18 protein-coding genes are annotated in these 22,550 nt (G+C 74.9%); 3 read left to right on the top strand and 15 right to left on the bottom strand.

Annotated elements, in window-relative coordinates:
- Positions 1 to 55 precede the first annotated feature (55 nt).
- The 8 genes from hutI to ACI797_RS08510 all read right to left on the bottom strand — a co-directional run bounded on the left by hutI (position 56) and on the right by ACI797_RS08510 (position 9,768).
- Complete coding sequence (gene hutI / locus ACI797_RS08545; RefSeq protein WP_456858194.1) at positions 56 to 1,228, bottom strand: imidazolonepropionase; 1,173 nt, start codon at positions 1,226 to 1,228, stop codon at positions 56 to 58.
- Complete coding sequence (locus tag ACI797_RS08540; RefSeq protein WP_456858193.1) at positions 1,225 to 2,538, bottom strand: formimidoylglutamate deiminase; 1,314 nt, start codon at positions 2,536 to 2,538, stop codon at positions 1,225 to 1,227. The genes hutI and ACI797_RS08540 overlap by 4 nt, the downstream gene beginning before the upstream one ends.
- A complete protein-coding gene (locus ACI797_RS08535) occupies positions 2,535 to 3,722 on the bottom strand; it encodes an allantoate amidohydrolase (protein WP_456858192.1) in 1,188 nt (395 codons plus the stop codon). The genes ACI797_RS08540 and ACI797_RS08535 overlap by 4 nt, the downstream gene beginning before the upstream one ends.
- The gene (gene hutU, locus ACI797_RS08530; protein WP_456858191.1) at positions 3,719 to 5,374 is read right to left on the bottom strand and encodes a urocanate hydratase; all 1,656 of its coding nucleotides are present in this window, start codon (positions 5,372 to 5,374) and stop codon (positions 3,719 to 3,721) included. Before hutU ends, ACI797_RS08535 begins: the two co-directional genes overlap by 4 nt.
- A 13-nt stretch (positions 5,375 to 5,387) precedes the next feature.
- Positions 5,388 to 6,959 (bottom strand): histidine ammonia-lyase, encoded by a 1,572-nt coding sequence (gene hutH, locus ACI797_RS08525; protein ID WP_456858190.1) that lies wholly within the window; start codon positions 6,957 to 6,959, stop codon positions 5,388 to 5,390.
- An 89-nt stretch (positions 6,960 to 7,048) separates the two neighbouring features.
- Positions 7,049 to 7,852: an IclR family transcriptional regulator gene (locus ACI797_RS08520; protein WP_456858189.1), complete on the bottom strand. Its 804-nt coding sequence runs from the start codon at positions 7,850 to 7,852 to the stop codon at positions 7,049 to 7,051.
- 129 nt (positions 7,853 to 7,981) lie between these two features.
- Entirely contained in the window at positions 7,982 to 8,905 is a 924-nt protein-coding gene (locus ACI797_RS08515) for a hypothetical protein (protein ID WP_456858188.1), read from the bottom strand.
- Positions 8,906 to 8,910: 5 nt separating this feature from the next.
- Positions 8,911 to 9,768, bottom strand: coding sequence for an alpha/beta fold hydrolase (locus ACI797_RS08510; RefSeq protein ID WP_456858187.1), 858 nt, complete (start codon positions 9,766 to 9,768; stop codon positions 8,911 to 8,913).
- A 139-nt stretch (positions 9,769 to 9,907) separates the two neighbouring features.
- Between ACI797_RS08510 and ACI797_RS08505 the strand changes: the two genes are divergently transcribed.
- Both ACI797_RS08505 and ACI797_RS08500 read left to right on the top strand, forming a co-directional pair.
- A complete protein-coding gene (locus ACI797_RS08505) occupies positions 9,908 to 12,871 on the top strand; it encodes a BTAD domain-containing putative transcriptional regulator (protein WP_456858186.1) in 2,964 nt (987 codons plus the stop codon).
- A 387-nt stretch (positions 12,872 to 13,258) separates the two neighbouring features.
- Positions 13,259 to 15,151 carry a phosphoenolpyruvate carboxykinase (GTP) gene (locus tag ACI797_RS08500; protein WP_456858185.1) on the top strand — a complete coding sequence of 631 codons (1,893 nt, stop codon included), beginning with the start codon at positions 13,259 to 13,261 and terminating at the stop codon, positions 15,149 to 15,151.
- Between the two features lie 262 nt (positions 15,152 to 15,413).
- On the opposite strand, the gene ACI797_RS08495 is transcribed toward ACI797_RS08500, so the two are convergent.
- Entirely contained in the window at positions 15,414 to 15,596 is a 183-nt protein-coding gene (locus ACI797_RS08495; protein WP_456858184.1) for a helix-turn-helix domain-containing protein, read from the bottom strand.
- 374 nt (positions 15,597 to 15,970) lie between these two features.
- On the bottom strand, positions 15,971 to 16,405 hold the full coding sequence (locus tag ACI797_RS08490) for a hypothetical protein (RefSeq protein ID WP_456858183.1): 435 nt from the start codon (positions 16,403 to 16,405) through the stop codon (positions 15,971 to 15,973).
- Between the two features lie 190 nt (positions 16,406 to 16,595).
- Here ACI797_RS08490 and ACI797_RS08485 point away from each other — a divergent pair, with 190 nt between their 5' ends.
- Positions 16,596 to 17,612 (top strand): hypothetical protein, encoded by a 1,017-nt coding sequence (locus ACI797_RS08485; RefSeq protein ID WP_456858182.1) that lies wholly within the window; start codon positions 16,596 to 16,598, stop codon positions 17,610 to 17,612.
- 240 nt (positions 17,613 to 17,852) lie between these two features.
- Here ACI797_RS08485 and ACI797_RS08480 read toward each other — a convergent pair whose 3' ends face one another.
- From ACI797_RS08480 to ACI797_RS08460, 5 genes are all read right to left on the bottom strand, one after another.
- Complete coding sequence (locus tag ACI797_RS08480) at positions 17,853 to 18,890, bottom strand: GGDEF domain-containing protein (RefSeq protein ID WP_456858181.1); 1,038 nt, start codon at positions 18,888 to 18,890, stop codon at positions 17,853 to 17,855.
- A gap of 279 nt (positions 18,891 to 19,169) precedes the next feature.
- Positions 19,170 to 19,601, bottom strand: a complete 432-nt coding sequence (locus ACI797_RS08475) for a DUF1003 domain-containing protein (protein ID WP_456858180.1) — start codon at positions 19,599 to 19,601, stop codon at positions 19,170 to 19,172.
- On the bottom strand, positions 19,598 to 20,944 hold the full coding sequence (locus ACI797_RS08470) for a diacylglycerol/lipid kinase family protein (RefSeq protein ID WP_456858179.1): 1,347 nt from the start codon (positions 20,942 to 20,944) through the stop codon (positions 19,598 to 19,600). Before ACI797_RS08470 ends, ACI797_RS08475 begins: the two co-directional genes overlap by 4 nt.
- On the bottom strand, positions 20,941 to 21,630 hold the full coding sequence (locus ACI797_RS08465) for a phosphatase PAP2 family protein (RefSeq protein ID WP_456858178.1): 690 nt from the start codon (positions 21,628 to 21,630) through the stop codon (positions 20,941 to 20,943). Before ACI797_RS08465 ends, ACI797_RS08470 begins: the two co-directional genes overlap by 4 nt.
- A 51-nt stretch (positions 21,631 to 21,681) precedes the next feature.
- Positions 21,682 to 22,488 carry a DUF4097 family beta strand repeat-containing protein gene (locus ACI797_RS08460; protein ID WP_456858177.1) on the bottom strand — a complete coding sequence of 269 codons (807 nt, stop codon included), beginning with the start codon at positions 22,486 to 22,488 and terminating at the stop codon, positions 21,682 to 21,684.
- Positions 22,489 to 22,550: the final 62 nt, after the last annotated feature.

Here is a 22,550-nt window from a genome sequence, read left to right as displayed (position 1 = left end):
GTGGGAGCAAGGGCCTGAGGTGATTTTCCGCACAGTGCGGCCCGCGCGCAGCGCCTCAGCCGTGCTCGTCGGGAACGTCCAGGCACCGCGCGAGAGGCACGCCCGGCCGGTAGGCCAGGTGGCGGTGCGACGGCGCGTCCAGCAGCACGAGGTCCGCCCGCGCCCCGGTCGTGATCCGGCCGACGTCGGCGCGCCGCAGGGCGGCCGCTCCCCCGGCGGTCGCCGCGTGCACCGCCTCGGCCGGCGTCATGCCCGTCTCGCGGACGGCGAGGGCGATGCAGAACGGCATGGACGAGGTGAAGCAGCTTCCCGGGTTGCAGTCGGTGGCGAGCGCGACCGTGGCGCCTGCGTCGAGCAGCCGGCGGGCGTCCGGGAAGGCCGACCGGGTGGAGAACTCGACGCCGGGGAGCAGCGTGGCCACCGTCGCGCCGCCGGCCAGGGCGTCGACGTCGTCGTCGGTGAGGTGCGTGCAGTGGTCGGCGCTGGCCGCGCCCAGCTCGACGGCCAGCCGCACGCCGGGGCCCGCGGCGAGCTGGTTGGCGTGCACCCGCAGGCCCAGCCCGGCCGCGCGGCCGGCCTCGAGCACCGCCCGGGCGCTGTCGGCGTCGAAGGCGTGCGCCGACGCCGGCTCGCAGAAGACGTCGATCCACCGGGCGTGCGGCGCGCACGCGGCGAGCATGGGACCGGTGACCAGCTCGACGTAGTCGTCCCGGCGGCCCGCGAACTCCGGCGGGACGACGTGCGCGCCGAGGAAGGTCGTCTCGGGTGTGACCTCCCGGGCCAGGCGCAGCGCGCGGGCCTCGTCGCCGACGGTGAGCCCGTAGCCGCTCTTCACCTCCACCGTGGTGGTGCCCTGCGCGCGCATCTCGGCCACCAGCGAGGTCAGGCGGTCGCGCAGCCGGTCGTCGGAGGCCGCCCGGGTGGCCGCCACGGTCGTGGCGATGCCGCCGCCGTCGTACGGCATCCCGGCCATGCGGGCCTCGAACTCCGCCGCCCGGTCGCCGGCGAAGACGAGGTGGGCGTGGCTGTCGACGAAGCCGGGCAGCACGGCGCGGCCGTCGACGTCCAGCCCCCGGTCGGCGGCGGGGGCGGAGCGCCGCGGGCCGACCCACGCGATGCGGCCCCCGTCGACCACGAGGGCGGCGTCGCGCACCAGCCCGAGCGGCCCCTCCCCCAGCGCCGGGTCGTTCGTGACCAGCTCGCCGATCCCGGTGACGACGGTGCTCACCCCCACAGCGGATCCACCGCCTCGCGCACCAGGGCGCCGACGTCGCCGAGCACGTGCTCTCCCTGGTCCACCACGACCCGCCCCTCGACGACGACCGTGGTGACGTCACCCGCCCCGGCGACCAGGGCGATCTGCGCCGGGTCGGTGCCGGCGGTGCGGGGCGTGTCGAGGGCGATCGCGACCAGGTCGGCCCGGCAGCCGGGGGCGAGCCGGCCGCCGTCGGGCCAGCCGAGCGCCGCGTGCCCGGTCTCCGTGAGGGCGGCGACCAGTTCGTCGGGGCGGAACCGGCCGCGCTGCCCGGAGGCCAGTCGGGCGGCGGCCTCGAGCGCCTGCGCCTCGGCGAGGAGGTCGGCGACGACGTGCTGGTCGGTGCCGAGGACCAGCGGCACGCCGGCGTCGGCCAGCTCCCGGAAGGGGCCGGTGCCGTCGGCGAGATCGGCCTCGGTGCACGGGCAGGCGCAGACCGCGGTGCCCGACGCCGCCAGGAGCGCCCGGTCGCCGTCGGTCAGGTGCACGGCGTGCACCGCCGTCGTCCGGGGCCCCAGCACGCCGGCCTCGGCGAGCAGGGCCGTCGGGGTGCGGCCGTGGACGGCGAGGCACGCCTCGTTCTCCGTGGGCTGCTCCGACAGGTGCACGTGCAGCGGCCCGGGGGCGGCGGCGACCACGGGCAGGGCTGCGGGGGGCACGGCGCGCACCGAGTGCACGGCCGCGCCGACCCGCAGGCCGGGCCGCTCCGGCAGCGCGGCGACCCGCTCGGCCCAGGCGCCCGCCGAGCCGTCGGAGAACCGCAGCTGCACCGGGTCGAGCGGCGTGTGCCCGTCGGTGCCGAGGCCCCCGGCGAGGTAGCAGGCGTCGAGCACGGTCAGCCGGACGCCGGCCTCGGCGGCCGCCTGCGCCAGCGCCTCGGACATCGCGTTGGGATCGGCGTAGCGGCGTCCGCCGGGAGCGTGGTGCAGGTAGTGGAACTCGCCCACGGTGGTGACCCCGCCCAGGGCCAGCTCGGCGTAGGTGGCGCGGGCCAGCGCGAGGTAGGAGTCGGGGTCGAGGCGCGCGGCGACGGCGTACATCCGCTCCCGCCACGTCCAGAAGGTGCCGCCGCGGTCGTGCGTCCGCCCACGCAGGGCGCGGTGGAAGGCGTGGGAGTGCGCGTCGGCCAGCCCCGGCAGGACGACGCCGCGGAGCCTGGTGTCCCCCGCGCCCGGTCGCCCGACCTCGACGGCGGCGATCGCACCCCCGTCGTCCACGGTGACCCGGACGCCCGCGACGATCCCGCCGGGGAGCCACGCGTGCTCGCACCAGAACGTGCTCATGCCAGCTCGCGGACGACGCGGGCCAGCGCCTCGACGCCGGCGAGGCAGTCGGGGGTCTCCGCGTGCTCGGCCGGCGAGTGCGAGATGCCGGTCGGGTTGCGCACGAACAGCATCGCGCTCGGGACGCCCACCGCGGCCAGGACGCCGGCGTCGTGCCCGGCGCCGGTGCCCAGCAGCGGCGCCGGCCCGGCGTCGCCGCCGGCCGCGGCGGCCACCCGGTCGCGCAGCGCGGCACCGAACTCCACCGGCGGCGTCCACGACTCCTCGACCGGCTCGACGCCGGCCGCGGCGCCGACCCGGGCCACCACCCGCCGCACAGCCGCCACCGGCAGGCCGCGGGCGTCGAGCCAGGCGGTGACCGCGGAGGGGATCGCGTTGACCGCGTTCGGCCGCACGACCACCTTGCCGACGGTCGCGACGACGTCCTCCGCCGCGGCCGATTCGCGCGCGGTCCGCACCACCGCGGCCAGCGTGAGCATCGGGTCGTCGCGGTCGGCCAGCCGCGTCGTCCCGGCGTGGTCGGCGCGGCCGCGCAGGTCCAGCCGCCACCGGCCGTGGGGCAGGATGCCGGTGGCCACGCCGATCGCGGCGTCCCCGTCGGCCAGGCCGCGGCCCTGCTCGACGTGCAGCTCGACGTAGGTGCCGATCCGGCGCAGCGCCTCGTCGTCCCGGCCGAGGTGCCGCGGGTCGTGCCCGGCGGCCGCGAGCGCCTCGGCCAGGGTGGTGCCGTCGGCGTCGGTCAGGGCTCGCGCGCGGTCGGGGCCGAGGTCGCCGGTGAGCAGCTTCGAGCCGGTGCAGGCCACGCCGAACCGGGCGCCCTCCTCGTCGGCGAAGCACGCCACGGCGACCGGCCGGCCGGCGGGGAACCCCTCGGCGCGCAGCCGGTCGAGGGCCGCGAACGCCGACACGATGCCGAGCGGCCCGTCGAAGGCGCCGCCATCGGGAACGGAGTCGAGGTGGCTGCCGAGCACCAGGCCGGGGCCGTCGGTGTCGGGGTCGCCGTCCCAGGCCCACAGGTTGCCGGCCCGGTCGGGCACGACCTCCAGCCCGCGGCGGGCCGCCTCGCCGCCGAACCACTCGCGCAGCGAGGCGTCCTCCGGCGTCCAGGCGAAGCGGCGGTAGCCGCCCGACGGCGCCCGGCCGACCGCGCCGAGGTCGGCCCACATGCCCTCGAAGGAGCTCACGGCTCGCGCATCGGGACGCGGATCCCCTGCTCCCCCGCCACCTGCTCGGCCCGCTCGTAGCCGGCGTCGGCGTGCCGGAGCACGCCCGTGGCCGGGTCGTTGGCGAGCACCCGGGCCAGCTTCTCGGCGGCCAGGGGCGTGCCGTCGGCGACGCACACCTGCCCGGCGTGCAGCGACCGGCCGATGCCGACCCCGCCGCCGTGGTGGATCGACACCCACGTCGCGCCGGACGAGGTGTTGACCAGCGCGTTGAGCAGCGGCCAGTCGGCGATGGCGTCGGACCCGTCGGCCATCGCCTCGGTCTCGCGGTACGGCGAGGCCACCGAACCGGTGTCGAGGTGGTCGCGGCCGATCACGACGGGCGCGCTGATCTCGCCGGAAGCGACGAGCTCGTTGAACCGCAGGCCGGCGCGATCGCGCTCCCCCTGGCCGAGCCAGCAGATGCGCGCCGGCAGCCCCTGGTAGGCGACCCGCTCCTGCGCCGCCCGGATCCACCGGTGCAGGTGGTCGTCGTCCGGGAAGAGGTCCAGGACCGCGCGGTCGGTCGCGGCGATGTCGGCCGGGTCACCGGAGAGCGCGGCCCACCGGAACGGGCCCTTGCCCTCGCAAAACAGCGGCCGGATGTAGGCCGGGACGAAGCCGGGGAAGGCGAACGCGCGCTCGAAGCCGCCCTGGCGGGCCTCGTCGCGGATCGAGTTGCCGTAGTCGAACACCTCGGCGCCGGCGTCGAGGAAGCCGACCATCGCCTCGACGTGCCGCGCCATCGACGCCCGCGCCCGGGTGGTGAACTCCTCCGGCTTCGCCCGGGCGTGGTCGTGCCAGTCGGCGACGTCGACGCCCTCGGGGAGGTAGGACAGCGGGTCGTGCGCCGAGGTCTGGTCGGTGACGACGTCGATCTCCACCCCGCGGCGCAGCAGCTCCGGGAAGACCATGGCGGCGTTGCCCACGAGACCGACCGACAGCGCGCGCCGTTCCTCCCTCGCCGCGAGGCAGCGGGCGACGGCGTCGTCCAGGTCGTCGGCGACCTCGTCGAGGTAACGGGTGGCCACCCGGCGGCGCAGCCGGGCCTCGTCGACGTCGACCACCAGGCAGACGCCGCCGTTGAGCGTGACCGCCAGCGGCTGGGCCCCGCCCATGCCACCGCAGCCGCCGGTGAGCGTGAGCGTCCCGGCCAGGGTGCCGCCGAACCGCTTGGCGGCCACCGCCGCGAACGTCTCGTAGGTGCCCTGCAGGATCCCCTGCGTGCCGATGTAGATCCACGAGCCCGCGGTCATCTGCCCGTACATGGTCAGGCCGAGGTGCTCCAGCCGGCGGAACTCCGGCCAGGTGGCCCAGTCGGGCACCAGGTTCGAGTTGGCGATGAGCACCCGCGGCGCCCACTCGTGGGTGCGCAGCACGCCGACCGGGCGTCCGGACTGCACGAGCATGGTCTCGTCGTCCCCGAGGGTGGTCAGGGTGCGGACCATCGCGTCGAAGCTCCGCCAGTCGCGTGCCGCGCGCCCGGTGCCGCCGTAGACGACGAGGTCGTCCGGGCGCTCGGCCACCTCCGGGTCGAGGTTGTTCTGCAGCATCCGCAGCGGCGCCTCGGTCTGCCAGCTCCGCGCGGTCAGGGTGGTGCCGCGCGGGGCGCGGACCGGTCGTGCTCCGTCCATGGCGGGGTTCCTCTCAGCTCAGCGGGGTGTCGAGGACGGCCCGAGCCGCAGCCGCGACCGCGCCGGTGCGCACCAGGTCGACCACGGCGTCGATCTCGGGGGCCAGGTGCCGGTCGGGGCCGGGACCGGCGACGCCGGCGGCACGCACGGCGTCGCGCACGGCGCCGGTGGCCGCCGCCGGCGCGAGCGGGGCGCGCAGGTCGATCGCCCGCGCGGCGGCGAGCACCTCGATCGCCAGCACCCGGGTGAGGCCGTCCACCGCCCGGCGGAGTTTCCGCGCCGCGGCCCACCCCATCGAGACGTGGTCCTCCTGCATCGCCGACGACGGGATGGAGTCGACGCTCGCCGGCACGGCGAGCCGCTTGAGCTCGCTGACGATCCCGGCCGCGGTGTACTGGGCGATCATCAGCCCGGAGTCGACGCCGGGGTCGGCGGCCAGGAACGGGGGCAGGCCGTTGCTGCGGGCGACGTCGAGGAACCGGTCGGTGCGCCGTTCGCTCATGCCCGCCAGGTCGGCGACGGCGATCGCGAGGAAGTCCAGCACGTAGGCGACCGGCGCGCCGTGGAAGTTGCCGTTGGACTCCACCCGGCCGTCGACGGTGACCACCGGGTTGTCGATCGCCGCGGCGAGCTCCCGGCCGGCGACGGCGGCGGCGTGCTCCACGGTGTCACGGGCGGCGCCGTGCACCTGGGGCGCGCAGCGCAGCGAGTAGGCGTCCTGCACGCGGGTGCACCCGGGGCCCCGGTGGCTGGCCATGATCCCGCTGCCGGCCAGCAGCGCGCGCAGGTTCGCCGCCGACGCCGCCTGGCCGGGGTGCGGCCGCAGCCGCTGCAGGTCGGCGGCGAAGACGGCGTCGGTGCCCAGCAGCGCCTCGACGCTCATCGCCGCGGCGACGTCGGCGGTGGTGAGCAGCCGGCGGAGGTCCTCGATCGCCAGCACCAGCATGCCGAGCATGCCGTCGGTGCCGTTGACCAGCGCCAGGCCCTCCTTCTCGGCCAGCTGGACGGGCTCGATCCCCGCGGAGCGCAGCGCCTCCCCGGCCGGGTGCAGCCTGCCGCCGGCGTCGCGCACGAACCCCTCGCCCATGACCGCCAGCGCCACCGCCGACAGCGGCGCCAGGTCGCCGGAGCAGCCCAGGGAGCCGTACTCGTGCACGACGGGGGTCAGGCCGGCGTCGAGCAACCCCGCGTAGGCGCGGGCCGTGCGCAGCCGGACGCCGGTGCGGCCGGTCGCCAGCGTGGAGAGGCGCAGCAGCATCATGGCGCGGACCACCTCGGGCTCCACCTCGGGTCCGGAGCCGGCGGCGTGCGAGCGGATCAGGCTGCGCTGCAGCTGCGCGCGACGCTGCCCGGGGATGTGCCTGGTGGCCAGCGCCCCGAACCCGGTGGAGACGCCGTAGTGCGGCCGGTCGTCCACGGCGAGCGCCTCGACCACCTGCCGGCTGCGGCCGATCTCGGCGACGGCGTCGTCGGCCAGGGCCACGCCGGCGCGGCCGCGCGCGACGCGCAGCACGTCCGCCGGCTCCACCGGGCCGGTGCCGACGACCACCTGCCCGACGGCCGCCTGTTCCCGAACGGCGCTCATGCCGCTCATCGCACACCGCGCGGCGGCCGTCCCCCAGAGCTCTCGGCGCGAATGCGTCTGGGATACGAGACGTCCGGGAGGCGCCCCGCTCAGCCGGCGCCGGGCGCCCGCCCGCCGATCCGGCGGGTCAGCTCGGCGGCCGCCCGCCGCACCCGGGAGGCGATCTCGTCCCGCCGCTCCGCGTCGACGTCCTCGGCGACGAAGGTGACCGCCGCGCTGGCCACCGGCCGACCGGCGTGGTCGTGGACCGCGGCGGCGACCGAGGCGAAGCCGGGGGTCACCTCGCCGTCCTCGGTCGCGTACCCGGCGCGGCGGACCCCGTTCAGCAACCGGCGCAGCTCGGTCAGCCGCCGGGGGCCGACGCCGTGGCGGTCGACGAAGGCGCCGGCATCGGGGAACAGCGCGCGCACCTGCGCGTGGGGCAGGTCGGTCAGCATGGCCCGCCCGCTGGCGGTCAGGTGCGCGGGGAGGCGCACGCCGACGTCGGTGACCAGCGGCGGCCGGTGAGGGGCACGGTGCTCGACGACGTAGAGGACCTCGCGGCCGTGCAGGACGGCGAGGTGCGCGGACTCACCGATCCCCTCGACCAGCCGCGCCAGCACCGGCCGCGCGAGGCGGGCCAGCGGCTCCTGGCGGGAGTACGCGCTGCCGATCTCGAAGGCGCTCACCCCGAGCCCGTACCGGCGTTCCTCGGGCAGGTGGACGACGAAACCGGCGGCGACCATCTCGGTCAGCAGGTGGTAGGTCGTCGAACGGGGCAGCCCGAGCTCACGGGCGAGCGCCGCCGCCGGCACCGGGCCGGGCGACCGGGCGAGGGCCTGGAGCAGGGCGAGGGTGGCGCGAGCGGCGGGGACGCCGGACCGCGTCCGCGCGTTCGAGTTCCCGACCTGCACGGCCGCAGCCTAGGGAGAAGCGGGCATCGGCGCCCTCACCGCCGTGCGCCCGAGGCCAGCGGGCGGGAGGGCCCGTCCGGGGGCGACTGACGGCAGTGAGCGGTTGTGCTCCAGGGCGGCCTCGACGCCCTAGTCAGCAGCCGGTACCGAGCCGGGGGTCGGCGACGGCAGCCCTGGAGCGAGGAGCACGCGACGGGTGAGCCACACGTCCCCGTCCCCCTCCGGGCACCGGCTCCCGGGCTGGAGCGCCAGGCGCAGTTCGCCGTCGGCCGGTATGGATGCCAGCCAGGTCGCCGTCTCGCCGGGCCCGGCCCCGCAGGCCCAGCCGCCCTCCGCCGTCGTGGTCAGGACTGCGCCGTCGACCCGATAGCTTCCCCGCACAGCGGGTCGACCGGTGAACAGCCCTCCCTGGGGATCCATCACGTACGTCCCATCCGGGTCGAACCGGATCATGTGCACGCTCTCGCCGCTCTTGAAGGAGCCGTACACCTCCTCGAGGAGCCATACGCCCGCCAACTCGTCGGCTGTGAGCGGGGCCGGCGGGGCGCACACCGCCTCGTGGTAGTCCAGGAGCGTCCCGGCGCTCACCGGGAGCGGCAGTTCCCGCTCGGTGACCCCGCTCGACGAGCGCACCCGCACGTGCACGCTCCGGACGTCCCGCACCGCCCTGTGGCAGTCCACCGGCGCCGAGAACTCGACCAGCCCCCAACTGCCTGCTCCCACGCTCGCCGTGGTGGAGCGGTCGGGTGCCCAGCCGGCCACCTCGACGAGGGTCACCTCGATGTCGTGTTCACCGGGGTTGAAGATCCGCAGCACGAACGCCGGGGTCTCCGTGGGGGCCTCCTCGACGGGACCGACGGCGACCGGCGCCGCCGAGTCCCCGCCCGCGGGTCCACCTCCCGAGAGGATGTCGCCGCCACCACCGACGACCAGGCCGACGAGCAGACCGCCGACCGCCGGCACGGCTACCCCGAGCCAGCTCCTGGTGGTCGGTCCGGGCAGATCGGCGGGCCGGCCACGGGCGTCGTTGCGGTTCACGGGGATGCCCGACACGCACCCTAGGCGGATCCGGCGGACTGCCGCTCCGTCGCCCCGTGCATCACCTCTGCAGTGAATCCGTCGATCAGCTCGGCGAGTTGCCGCGGCCGCTCGATGGGGATCTCGTGCCCGCAGTCGAGGATCTCCAGCCGCGCGCCGCGCAGGGGGGCTGCGACGGCCTCCGCGAGTGCGTCCGGGGGGAAGATCTGGTCGTCGCGGCCTCCGACCACGATCGTCGGGACCGTCAGGTCGGCCAGCCGATCCGTGAAGGTGGTCGACGTGACCAGTTCCATGGTTCCCTGCAGGGCCGCGCGCGGCACTCGGGCGGCGTCCTGACCGCACCGCTCGAGCAGCTCGGCCGACACCGGCTGCGTGGCGTACTGCGCCACGATCGCCGCCATCCGTCCGGCATCTCCTTCGCGCCCGTACCAGTCGGCGAGCAGCTCCGGCGGCAGGGGGAGCACGCCGGCCGGGCAGCCGGCCACGAGGACCTGACCGAGCACGCGAGCGGGGTGGGCGCACGAGACGTACTGCGCGAACTTGCCGGACATGCTGAACCCCACCACGACGAAGCGGTCCGAACCCGCGCCGTCCGCCACGGCGATCAGGTCGTCGGCCAGCTGCTCGAGGGTGTACCCGGCGTCGGTCCGGTCAGAGGCGCCGTGCCCTCGCATGTCGAACCTGATGGCTCGGAGACGGGAGGCATCCAGGTGCGCGATGGTGCTGTCGAAGTACGCGCCGGATCCGGCCCAGCCGTGCATGAAGAGCACGTCCGCGGGGCCCTGGCCGCTGACGTGGTAGGAGATCTCGGTCCCGTCGGTGGAACGAACGCTCGGCATGGCCCTCGTCCTCTCTGCTGCAGGTGCGGTGAGCTTCACCGGGTCCGGTCGACGCGCGGTAGAGCGGCGGTATATCCGGGCCTCGGTCGAGGCCTCCGGTCACGGCCAGGCCGAGGACCGCGATCGGTGCGAGCGGGTCTGGTCGTGGGGCCGGTGGGCTGGTATGCACCGCAGGGAGATGGAGTTCGGCGTCCTGGGCCCGCTCGAGGTGCGCGACAGGGGCAACGTGGTCGTTGTTCCCGCCGCCAAGCAGCGTGCGGTCCTGGCGAGCCTGCTGTTGCGCCCTGGTGAGCCGGTTCCTGTCGACCGGTTGATCGAACAGCTGTGGGGCGAGCGGCCGCCTCCGAGTGCGCGCAAGGTGCTGCAGACGTACGTGTGCAGGCTGCGTCGCGTGATCGGCGAGGAGAACCTGGTCACTCGTCCACGTTGCTACGAGCTGCGGGTGGAGCCCGGGCGACTGGACTTGGAGGTCTTCACCCGGCTGGTGGCCGAGGCCCGCGGCGCAGAGCCGCGCGACGCGGCTCGCTTGTTGAGCCGGGCCCTGTCCCTGTGGCGCGGACCCCCGCTGGAGGACCTGGGCGCCACGCCCTCGGGTCAGGCCGAGATCGCTCGGCTGGAGGAGCTCCGCCTGGCCGCCCTGGAAGCGCGGATCGACGCGGACCTCGCGGCGGGCCGGTCGGCGGAGCTGATCGGCGAACTCAGGACGCTCGTCGCCGCGCATCCGCTGCGCGAGCACCTGCGTGCGCAGCTGGTGCTGGCGCTCTACCGATCCGGCCGGCAGGCCGAGGCCCTCGCCGTGCTCCGGAACGCACGGCGTGACCTGGTCGAGGAACTCGGCATCGAGCCCGGCTCCGAACTGCAAGACCTCGAGCGCGCCACCCTCCGCCAGGACCCCGCCCTGCGCGTGTCGGCCGAGCCCGACAACGTGCTCGGTCCAGCTCCTCCTCCGCCTCAGGTCGGCCTCACGGCCGGGGGTGCGACGCCTTTCGTGGGGCGACGTCACGAACTCGCGGTCGTCCAGGCCATGCTGCGCCAGCCGGATGTCCGGATGCTCACCCTCACCGGCCCCGGAGGCGCGGGCAAGACCCGGCTGGCGGTCGAGGCGGCCACGCGGATGGCCGCAGCGTTCGGGGACGACCTCGTGGTCGTCGACCTGGCGACGACCCGCGATCCTCGACTGGTGATGGCCGCGGTCGCCGAGGCCTTGGGCCTCCGACAGACAGCCCCCAGCCGCGCGGCGGCCGTCGTCGCCGAGCGCCTCCGGCAGCGGCGGATGCTGCTCGTGCTCGACAACGTCGAGCAGGTGCTCGACGCGGCTCCCTGCTTCGCGGACCTCCTCGCGGCTGCGCCGGCCGTCAAGATGCTGGTCACGAGCCGGAAGCGGCTGGCGATCCGCGACGAGCACGTCTTCGCCGTCCCGTGCCTCGCGCTCCCGGTGGCCGGTGCAGGGCTGCCGGCACTCGCAGGATCAGAAGCCGTCACGCTCTTCGTCGAGCGGGCCAGCACCGCCCGGCCGGGATTCGCGCTCACCCAGGCCAACGCCGCCTCGGTCGCAGAGCTGTGCGTCCGCCTCGACGGACTGCCGCTGGCACTGGAACTGGCAGCGGCACGGACCCCGCTGCTCTCGCCCCGGGCCATCGTCGCCCGCCTGGGACGGCGGCTCGACCTGCTGCGGACCGGCGAGAGGGACGCACCCGAGCGCCACCGGACCTTGCGGGCGGCCATCCAGTGGAGCTACGACCTGCTCCAGCCGGGGGTGCAGCGGCTGTTCACGGCCATGGGGGTCTTCGTCGGCGGATTCACGATCGACTCGCTGCAGGAGGTGGCCGGCGCGGATGACCTCGACGTGGTGGAGGCCGTCGACGAGCTGGTGGCGGCGAACCTGCTGCGACCGACCGACGTCGTGGGAGACGAGCCACGGTTCGACATGCTCGAGACGATCCGCGAGTACGCGGTCGATCTGCTCGCGCACAGCGACCGAGCCCAGGACCTGGCCGAACGCCACGCGCGTCGTTACCTCCGGCTCGCCGAGCGAGCGGAGCGTGCGCTGCGCGGTCCGGACCAGGTGCGGTGGCTGGAGATCCTCGACGCCGAGCACGACAACCTGCGCGCGGCGCTGTCCCACGGAAGCGACCGGGCCGACCCCGACGTCGGTCTGCGAACGGCGGCGGCGCTCTGGAGGTTCTGGCAGGTGCGCGGCCACGTGCACGAGGGCCGCCTGGAGCTGCAGCGCCTGCTCACCACTACCAACGGCTCCGCCGCGGCGGTGGCCGCAGCGCGGCTCTCCGCGGCACGCTGCGCCTTCATGCAGGGAGACTTCGAGGCTCTGCAGGGCTTCCTCGCGACCAGCATCCCTGAGCACCGCCGGCTCGGGGACGACTACTCGCTCGGCTTCGCGCTGATGATCCTCGGCGCCGCCACCGGGGCACGGGGGAGGCACGAGCACGGCGCCGCCCTGCTCGAGGAGGCACTCGCCATCTCCCGGCGATCCGGCGACGCCTGGCTGTGGTCCAGCTGCCAGGGCTACCTCGGGATCGTCCTGTCCGCAGGCGGCGACCTGACCGCGGGCCGGCTCGCCCTCGAGGACGGCCTGCGGGAAGCCCGCCACCTGCGGGACGACCGCTGCATCGGGTGGATGCTCATCGGTCTCGGCCGCATCGCCATGGCCGGCGGCGACCGGACGCAGGCGCGCGAACGGCTCGTCGAGGCGAGAGCGGTCCAGGAGCGGCTCGGCGACGTCTGGGGCATCACCACCTCCCTCCACGAGCTGGCGGCGCTCGCCCTCGACGAGGGTGATCAGCAGGCCGCGCGCCGCCTCCTCGCGGAGAGCCTCCCGCTCGCCCTCACCGTGCACGACGGGCCGGCGATCGCCGCCGCGATCGAGCTGACGGCTCGCATGGCCTCCATGCAGTCACAGCTGCGACGAGCCGCACGGCTCCACGGATGTGCCAGCGTTCTCGCCCACGCCCTCAACGACCACCAGCACGACCAGCACCCCCTCGACAGCCAGCTCACCGCCCTCCGGGACGCGCTCGGCGCAGAGCAGTTCACCGAGTGCTGGACGCTCGGACGTGCCATGACGCTGGACGAGGCGGTCGCCTGTGCATTGGACGAAGCCGGCGATCCGACCGCCGGAACGTGAGTCCGCACTTCCCTGCACCACCCCGTCGGTGTCGACTTCTTCGTCCCGGTCCTCATCGTCCGCCGCACCGGGGACGGGACGACTTGTCCTGCGCGCCGGCCTCGCAGCCGGGCGACCTCGACCGGCTGCGGGCGGTCGCCTCCGGCGCCGATCCCTCCGACCGCGGCCGGCGGTGGTGCAGAGCTGCGGGGCAGGTCAGCTTCCCCGCGCACCGCAGGCTCTGTGCCGCGCGACCAGCAATGCCACATCCACGGCTTGCCACACCGCCGGTGACGGGCCGACCGGTCGGGTCGGCCGCCCGTCCGCCGGCGACTGCTCCCCCGCGTCCCTGACGGGACCGCCGGCGTGCTTCCCCGTGCCCCGGACCGGGATGATCCGGGCAGCCCCGTGTCATCCGACCGCACGAAGGGACGAGTTGTGACCGCCGTTGACGCCGTTCTCGACGAAGCCGGAGTGACGAACAGCCACGTCCGGGACCACGTGCGGTACTGGGCGGGCGTGACCGGCCCGGCACGGGTCGAGGTGGTCAACTCCTCCGACGACGCCCGGTTGCTGCAGGAGGCGCTCGACGCCGGCGAGATCCTGCCGGCCGGGGACGGGCGCTACTACTCGCGCAGCTACGCCAAGGACACGGCCCGGTCCGAGGAGCGCACCGTCGTCGCCACCCACGACCCCGCCGACGCCGGTGTCTACAACAACTGGCGTCCCGCGGGGGAGATGCGGCCCCTTCTCGAGCAGCGGATGCGGGGTGCGTCGACCGGCAAGACCATGTACGTCGTCCCGTACCTGATGGCGCCGCCCGGCTCCCCGCTCGAGGCCTACGCGGCCGGTGTCGAGCTCACCGACTGCCGCACCGTGGTCCTGCACATGATCCGCATGGCCCGGGTGGGCGTGGAGCACGTGAACCACCTCGCCGACCCCGGCAGCTTCGTCCGCGGGGTCCACGTGACCGGTGACCTGGAGACGCTGGGCCAGGGGACGCCGGACGACCAGCGGTACTTCGTCACGGTCGCCGACGAGCGCACGATCCTGCACTACGGCTCCTCCTACGGCGGCAACGCGTTGCTGGGCAAGATCGCGCACGGCCTGCGCCAGGCCGCCTACGACGGCTGGAAGTCGGGGCAGTTCCTGGCCGAGCAGTTCATGCTGCTGGGGATCACCGACAGGGAGACCGGGCGGAGGTACCACGTCTGCGGCGGTTTCCCGAGCGCGTCCGGCAAGACGAACCTGGCCATGATGCTGGCCCCCGACGCGCTCGGGGACCGCTACCACGTCGAGTTCTACGGCGACGACATCGCCTGGTTGCGGGTCGACCCCGACGACGGGCGGGTCTACGCGATCAACCCGGAGTTCGGGGTGTTCGGCGTCGCCAAGGACACCAACGAGACGACCAACCCGACGGCACTGGCCGCGATCGGGCCCGGTACCGGCACGATCTTCACCAACGTCGCCCACAACGAGCACACGGGCGAGGTGTGGTGGGAGGGGCGGACGCCGGAGCCACCCGTCGACACCGCGGGCTGGCGCGACTGGACCGGTCGGCTGATCGACGAGCGTCCGGCGGGCGACCGGGATGCTCCCTGGGCGCACCCGAACAGCCGCTTCACCACCACGCTCGCGAACGTGCCGAACATCGCCGCGGACTTCGACACCCCGCGCGGCGTCCCGGTCGATGCCATCATCTTCGGCGGCCGCACCCGGGACCGTGAACCGCTCGTCCGGGCCATTCCCGACCTGGCGGAGGGCGTCTACGACGGCCTGACGCTCGGTGCCGAGGCGACGTTCGCCGCCGAGGGGGTCGAAGGGCAGCTGCGCTACGACCCGATGTCGATGCGCCCGTTCATGAGCTATCCCGAAGGCGCCTACGCCGCCCACTGGCTCGACGTCCTCGGCCGGGCCACCGACCAACCGGTCTTCGCGCACGTCAACTGGTTCCAGCGGGATCCGGACGACGGCCGCTTCCTCTGGCCCGGGTACCGCGAGAACCTGCGGGCCCTGCTGTGGCTGGTGCAGCTCAGGAACGGCGAGGTCACCGGTGTCCGGACGCCGGTCGGGATCATCCCCACCAGGGAGGAGCTGGACCTGACCGGCCTGGAGGTGCGCCCCGAGGACCTCGACCGGCTCCTCACGATCGACGTCCCGCGATGGCGGCAGGAGATGACCCACCGGGAGCAGCACCTGGCCCAGTTCGACGGCCTGCCCGAGGCGATCTGGGAGGCGCACCGCCGGGTCACCGCCGCCCTCGACACCGAGGACGTCCGACCACCGACGGGGGCGTAGCCGCCACCGAGCACGGGTCTGCCGTTGCCGGTGACCGGCAGGGACGGGGCCTCCGCGTGACTCATGACTACCCGGGGTCCCGGCGCCCCGGGGCGCGGGGGGTGGAGCGCCGCCGAGACCGCGGAGCCCGACCGGCTCCGCTTCGGGCCGAGGCGCTCGGGCTCCTGCTCGCAGTCCTCGAGACCCCGGTCAGCGGCCTGGGGCGCGCCACCGCCGGGGCGGTGGGCTGGCTGCTCCGGCGCTACCGGCCGCTTCCTGCCGCTCACGAGCGGCGGAGCCAGTAGTCCAGTTCCAGGGCGAGTTCCAGCTCGAGCGGGTGCTCGAGGACGCCGTTCGGGAGGAGCACCGAGGCGCGTTCCACCCGGGAGATCACGGTGTAGCGGTGCGTGTGGAGCTCGCGGGCGGTGCGGGCGGGACTGCGCTGGAACCGGTGGTAGAGGCGCATGGTGTCGCGGAGCTCGAGGGAGCCTCGCGGAGGGCACCGAGGGTCCGGTCGACGAAGGCCTCGGCCGCGTCGCGAGCCGCAGCGTTCGGTCAGTTGCCGGCGTCGCGACACGCCCGCAGCACCCTTCCGGGCCGCGGTGCTGGGGTGCCGGAGGTGCTGGTGCGGACGCAACTCGTGGTCGGTGCGTCGGCCGTGCCGGCTGCGTGTCAGGTAGGCGCCGTCTTCCGGGTCACGCAGGATCGACAAGGCCGCCGGCTGGGTGATGCCGACCCGCGCCGACTACCGGGGAGCGACGTTCCGCGACGGTGGACTCCTCCAGGCCCGCGGGAGAGATGCCTGCAGCCGACCGGCGCGGGACACCGCCCTGCCCTCGTTCAGCAGGCTGGTGGTGGCCGTTCGACGCTCGTGCGACTGGCGTCTCGTGTACCCGCGAGGAACAACGCGGCGCCGGACAGGAGGTGCAAGGCGACCGTTGCCCTCGCCGCCGATGACCGGGGTCGCAGTCCCCAGGACGCAGGCTCGACGAGCGTTCCCACGAGGACGATGGCGCCGAGGATGGCGCACGTCCGGCCGGGCCACCTGAGGCCGGGCTCGGCCCGCATCGCCGCGGCCCCGGCGATGACCGGCATCGGCCAGGGCGCGGCAACGCCGGACCCGAGGCCCAGGGCCAGGTGGACCGGGACGCGGCCGGGGAACCGGAGGCCGAGCGGTTCGTCGGGGAGGTGCTGGTGGCGCATCGAGACGGTCGTGGTGAAGGCCGTCGTCGCCGTGAACAGCGTCGCCGCCCCGAGCATCGCCCGATCCGCCATGACGCCTCCTGTTCCGCGGCGGCCTTGGTGATCAGCAAGTGAAGCCGTCGTCCGCGGCCGGGGCAAGGAGATCCCTGGTCAGCGGCGACGCCCGCCGTCGCAGCGCCCGCTCCTGACACGGGCAGACCCGTGGTGCTGCCCGGGTCGCCGCGCCACACTGCTCCCGCCGTCCCTCGTCGAGGAGCCCGCCATGACCGCCGCTTCCGACCTGCCTGAGCCCTCCGCGCTGTCGGCCGCGGAGCCGCCCGCTCACCTGACCGAACTCGCTCGGCGTGCACTGGTGTGCGAGTACGCCACCCTCACCCGGGACGGGCGGCCGGTGACCTGGCCGGTCACGCCGTACCCCGGCGAGGACGGCGCCACGGTCGACGTCTCCACCGGGCTGACGTACCCGGCCAAGGCCGAGCGCGCCCGCCGCAACCCGCGGGTGGCCCTGCTCTTCTCCTCGGCCGGCGAAGCGGAACTGTCCGGCGCGCCGACGGTGCTGGTGCAGGGCCTGGCCACGGTCCGCGACGGCGATCTGCAGGCGAACACCGACCGCTACCTGCGGGAGAGCCGGGCCAAGCTGCCCCAGGCGTACAAGGGGATGCCGGCGTTCTTGCTCCGCCGACTCGACTGGTACCTGGCGCGCATCTGGGTGCAGGTCACGCCGCTGCGGGTCCTGACCTGGCCCGGCGGCCGCTTGGACCGAGAACCGGAGCACTGGAAGGCCCCCGCGGCCACCGCAGCACCGCCGTCGGACCCGGCACCTGCTGGCCCCGCCCTCCCGTCACGTTCGGAGCCGCCGGGCGACTGGCGTCCCTTCGCGGACCGGATCGAGCGACTGGGTGTTCCGGTGCTCACTGTGGTGGACCCGGACGGGTGGCCGCTGCCCGTGCGCTGCCGGAGCAGCGAACGCACCCCGGAGGGCTACTTGCTGGAGCCGCCCACCGGGGTTCGCCTCGGCGGCGGTCCGGCGTGCCTGACGGCCCACCGGCACGAGCCCGACATGAGTCAGCAGGAGAACGTGGTCCTGGTCGGCACCGCGGAGCCTGCCCACGACGGGCGGACGCGGATGCGGATCGAGCGGGCGCTCACCGACTGGAGTCTGACCGGTTCTCGTCTGGGGCGGACGTTGGGCTTCCTGGCCAAGGGCAAGACGCTGCGGCCGCGGCTGCAGCGCGAGGCCGCCCGGCGGGGCCAGCCGGCTCCCAGAGTCCGCCTGTGAAGGGCCTGGCCCCGTGACATCAGCGGCGTCGCCGCCGCTCTGGTCCGCCGCCCGGCCCGCCCACGGCAGCCGGCAGATGCGACCCCCACGGCCGCTGGCCGGACAGCGTCCACCCGAGGGAGCGATCGGTGGCCGTCCAGGGGCATGACAGACCCGCTCTGTGCATACGAGGGCCCGTCAACCGGGAGCGCGGCGGGTCCTAGAAGTCCTCACCTGCCGGAGAACGCTGTACCCATGGCGTCAGCGGTGGGTTGCGGCGATCGCCGCCCGGTTCCGGCCGGCGCGCTTGGCCCGGTACAGCGCGGCGTCGGCGGCGGCATAGAGGCCGTCGGGCGCGGCGTGGCTCGGAGTGTGGGCGACGCCGATGCTGACCGACAGCGCCAGCAGGGTGCCGTCCGGGAGCAGCAGCGGCGTCGCGCGGACGGCGTCGACGAGCTGCTCGCCGCGGCCGGCGGCGGCCTCGGCCGAGCAGCCGGGGAGCAGCACGGCCAGCTCGTCGCCGCCGAGGCGGCTGATGACCGCGTCACCGGCGCGCACCTGCGTGGTCAGGACGGCGGCCAGGTGGACCAGCACGTCGTCGCCGACCGGGTGGCCGTGGCTGTCGTTGACGTGCTTGAACTTGTCGACGTCGACCAGCAGCAGCGCGCTGCCCTCCACCCGGGGCGCGGTGACCAGGGTGTGCTCGAGCGCCTCGTGCAGCACGCGCCGGGTCACCAGCCCGGTGAGCGGGTCGACCGTGGCCTGCTCCCGCAGGGCGGCGATCAGCCGGTCCTGCCGGTTCATCGCCTGCACCAGCACCACGGCCACGACGACGAGCACCGGCGCGACGTAGAGCCAGTGGATGAGCGCCAGCGTCACCGGTTCCAGCAGCAGCAGGGTGAGCGCGTCGACGACGGCGGCGAATCCGGTGACCCCCGCCGCCACCGGGGCACGCATCTGCGAGGCGGCCCACACGACCGGGAACGTCAGCAGCGCATGCGCCATCAGGGCCTGCCCCGGGAACATCAGCATGAAGTGCGCGACGGCCAGCACGCCGACGGCTGACAGGACCGGCCACATCCCGCACCGGGTCAGCCGCCCGCGGGCCAGCCAGCTGACGGCGCCGAACACGACCAGCGCGACGACCTGCGCCCAGGCCTGCACGACCACCGCCTCGGACGCCTCCGTCGGGTCCAGCGCCAGGTACGCCACCAACAGCGCGGCGCTGGCCCCGAACAACACCGCGCTGGCCAGCGCGGCAGCTCGCTCGTGCCGCGGCCGCAGATCCCGCCTGGACATCACGCGTTGGCCATCGGCACGTCCCGGCACTGCGGACAGCCGCCAGTCACCCCGTCGGGGGACGGGCGAGCTCCAGGACCTGCGGCGGGGTTGCGCTCCCCGCTGCCACAACGGCGGATCCGAGGATCCAAGAGAGGCACGGCGTGCGTCGACCACGGAAGACGCTGCTCAGGCGACCCACCCCTTCCGAGCCGGCCATGCGGGTCGGGTTCCCGTCACCCGCTCCACTGCGAGGGACGGGGTCGGGGCGCGCCCCACGGCGGTGACGACGCCCGCTGCTCAGGCACCCGCTCTCTCGACGCCGGGGCGGGCCGTTGACGGAACGCCGGGGACGGGCCTCTGCCGTTCGAGGATCTCCGTCACGGCGCGCAGGATCTGCTCGGTCTGCTCCTCCTGGTGCTGGACCGTTCGCCACCGGTCGTCGGCCAGCACCTCGTTCTTCTCGTCGCTGCGGTTCTGGCTGATCATCACGAACGTGGTGAGGAAGATCGCTTCGAGCGAGACGATCATCGTGAGCAAGCCGTAGGGGTACTCCTCGACGCCGAGGACGATCCAGCCGGAGAACCAGAGGACGTGGATGTACACGAACCGCATCGACCCGGCGAACGCGGTGACGGCATCGGCGACCCGGTCCTCCAGGTCGTGCCTGCGCTGCGCGGTGTAGGCCCGCAGGGCCGGGTCGAGCGGCTTGGGCCGCTGGCGGGCGCTCACGGCCTGCTCCCCGACCGGCCGGACGCCGCCAACCGGAGCTCGCGCAACGCCGCCCGGGCCCGGACGTCCCGGGCCGCCGGGGACAGCCCCAGGGCTCCCTCGGGGAGGCGGATGCGCAGCGCGCCAGGCCGGACGGCGAACCTCAGGGGTGGCGCCATCCGGAGGGCCTCGCCGTCGAGTCCGACGTCCACCGGGTCGGCCGAGTCGACCTGGAAGGCCGACGGCTCCCACGCGACGTATCCCGGGTAGCGCTCCGGCCGGCCGGCGGCGGCCGCCGCGAGGAACGCCGTGGCGCCCCGGTCGCCCCGGATGTCCAGCGCGATCACGCCGAGACGGCCGGTGTCCAGGCACGGACGGGTGCTGCGGGAGCCCGCGGTCACGCCGTACGGGTTGTTGGAGACCTGCACGACGTGCGCCCCGGTGTGCCGCTCCCCCGCCGGCCCGGTGAACCGCAGGTCGAACGGCGAGCTGCCCGGCCCCAGCACGCGAGGCAGCGCGTCCAGGGTGGTGTCGACCTTGGCGTCGCGGTACTCGGCCGAGCGGATGATCTCGGCGTAGAGGCCCAGCGACACGTTGTTGACGAACACCCTGCCGTTGATCTCACCCAGGTCCACCGCGCGTTCCACGGCCGGGCCGAACGCGTCGAGCGCGCCGATCACGTCGTCCCGGTCGAGGCCGAGGTCGAGGGCCAGGTGGTTCCGGGTGCCGGCGGGGACGACGACCATCGCCACGCCGTGCCGGGCCGCCACGCCGGCGACAAGCCCCTGCGAGCCGTCGCCGCCGGCCATGCCGATCACGTCGGCACCCCGGGCGACCGCCGCCTCCGCCAGCGCGACCAGGTCGTCCCCTGGTCCCAGCACGACCGGCTCGATGCCGCGCGCGCGGCACTCTGCCGCGAGGCCGAAGCGCTCCGCCTTACCGCCTCCACTGCGCGGGTTGAGGATGAGGACGGCGTGGCGCGCGGTCGGGACGGCGGTTCCGGGCGTCGGCGCACGCCGCAGAGCACGGGCCTCGCGTCGGGCGGCGAACGCCACCACGCCGAGGGCCAGCGCGACGGCGGCCACGCGGACGAGCACCGACGCCAGGTCCGCGCCGCCGAAGGAGACCAGCACCAGACCCACGGCCCCCGCGACCACCAGCACGGCGGCGACCAGCCGGCGCCAGCCCGCACGGGTCACGGCGAACCAGGCGCCGAGCACGATCACCGCCAGCAACGCCAACTCCAGCGGCAGCCGCCGGACGTCGCCGACGATCGCGAGCAGCACGACCACCGACGCCGCGCCGATGACCAGGAGGGCACCGGTGGCGGTCAGGCGCCGCCACGCGCCGACCAGGGCGGTCACGACGGCACCCGCCCCGAACCGAGGGAGAGCCGGGGAACCGCGTGCACCCGCCACAGTCCCCAGCCGACGGCCTCGCCGACGGTGGCGCCGACCACCGCTCCCGTGACGACGTCGCCGGGATAGTGCACCCCCGTGTGGACGCGGGAGTAGCCGACGGCGGACGCGAGCATGCGCAGGGGGAACGCCGCCGCGGGCAGGGTCTGCCCGACGGCGTTCGCGAAGGCGAAGCCCGACGCGGCGTGCCCCGACGGCCACGACCGCGAACCCGGCATCCGCACCCGGCGGTCGGCGGGCACCCGGGCGGACTCGCGATCGGGCCGGCCGCGGCGGGCGACCGCCTTGAGGATGCCGTTCACCACGGCGGAGTCGACCGCGATCGCCAGCAACCCCGCACCCGCCGCGCGCCGGCCGGCCCGGCCGCCGAGGGTGGCCATCGCGGCCGCGACGGCCAGCCACAGCCGGGACCGGTCGGCGGCGTCCGACAACCGGCGAACCGGGCCGTCCAGCGTCGGGGTCGGAGTTGCCGCGACGGCGCGGTAGACCGCCAGGTCGACATCGCCGAGCTGCCGCAGCGCGGTCGCCGCGGGCGCCGTCCATCTCGTCTCCGGCCGGGTGTCGAGCCGGCTGGCCCACCGCTGCCCGACAGGCGCGGTCGTCCCCTCCGCCGGTGCTGTCCTCGTGTCCATCGCGACCGCCTTCCGTCGTTCCGCTCTGCTGGGTTGTCGTCGGCCGCGCGGTCAGCGTGGCCGGACGGCGATGTCCCCGCTGCTCGTGGTCACCGTCACCGAACGCGGCGAACCGGGATCGGTGGCGACGTCGATGCGCTCGTCGCCGGAGCTGGTGCTCGCCTGCACCCGGTACGGGCTTCCGGTCTGTGGCAGCTCGAGCGTCACGTTCCCGCTGCTGGCCGACACGGTGACGTCGGTCGGTGCGGTGGCGAAGGCCAGCTCGACGCTGCCCGTCGACACATCTGCGGTGACCTGCTCGCTCTGCAGCCCGGACGCGCTGACGTCGCCGGTGCTGGCCCGGATCTCCAGCGCCGCGTCGACGTCGACGAGGGTGGTGCGGCCGGTGGACACGGTAGTCCGCAGCGACCGTGCCTCGATCTCGCGGACGTCGAGGTCGCCTGTGCTGGCCGCCAGCTCGACCTCGTGGCCGGCCGGGACGGCGATGTCGTACCGGACCTCGCACCTGCCCCCGAGGAAACCCGGGCACGATGCCTCGATCACCGCGTGGGAGCCGTCCGTGCGCTCCTCGATCCGCGGGTCCCGCCACCCGGAAAGAACGGTCCGCTGGACCTCGATCTCCGCACCGTCGGTCGGGGTGAGCCGCACCGAACCGGTGCCGACCTCGACGGTCAACCGGGTCGTTCCGGGACCCATCGTGAACGAGCGCTGCTCGCTCGACGTGGGCCCGAACCGGGCGAACAGCCACAGCACGAGCAGCGCCAGCACGGCGACGGTCACCAGGAGGCGGACATCCCGCCGGCGGGTGGGGCGCCGGGTGCGGGATCGGGTGGTCGGTCGGTCGGTCGTGGTGGTCATGGTGCTCACCTCGTCGGGCATCCGGGACGGCGACACCGCCGACCCTGGACGCCGGTGTTCGC

This window comes from Geodermatophilus sp. SYSU D00691, assembly GCF_054050275.1.
Note: the sequence above shows the minus strand (reverse complement) of the source record. Positions and strands in the feature narration are given on the sequence as shown.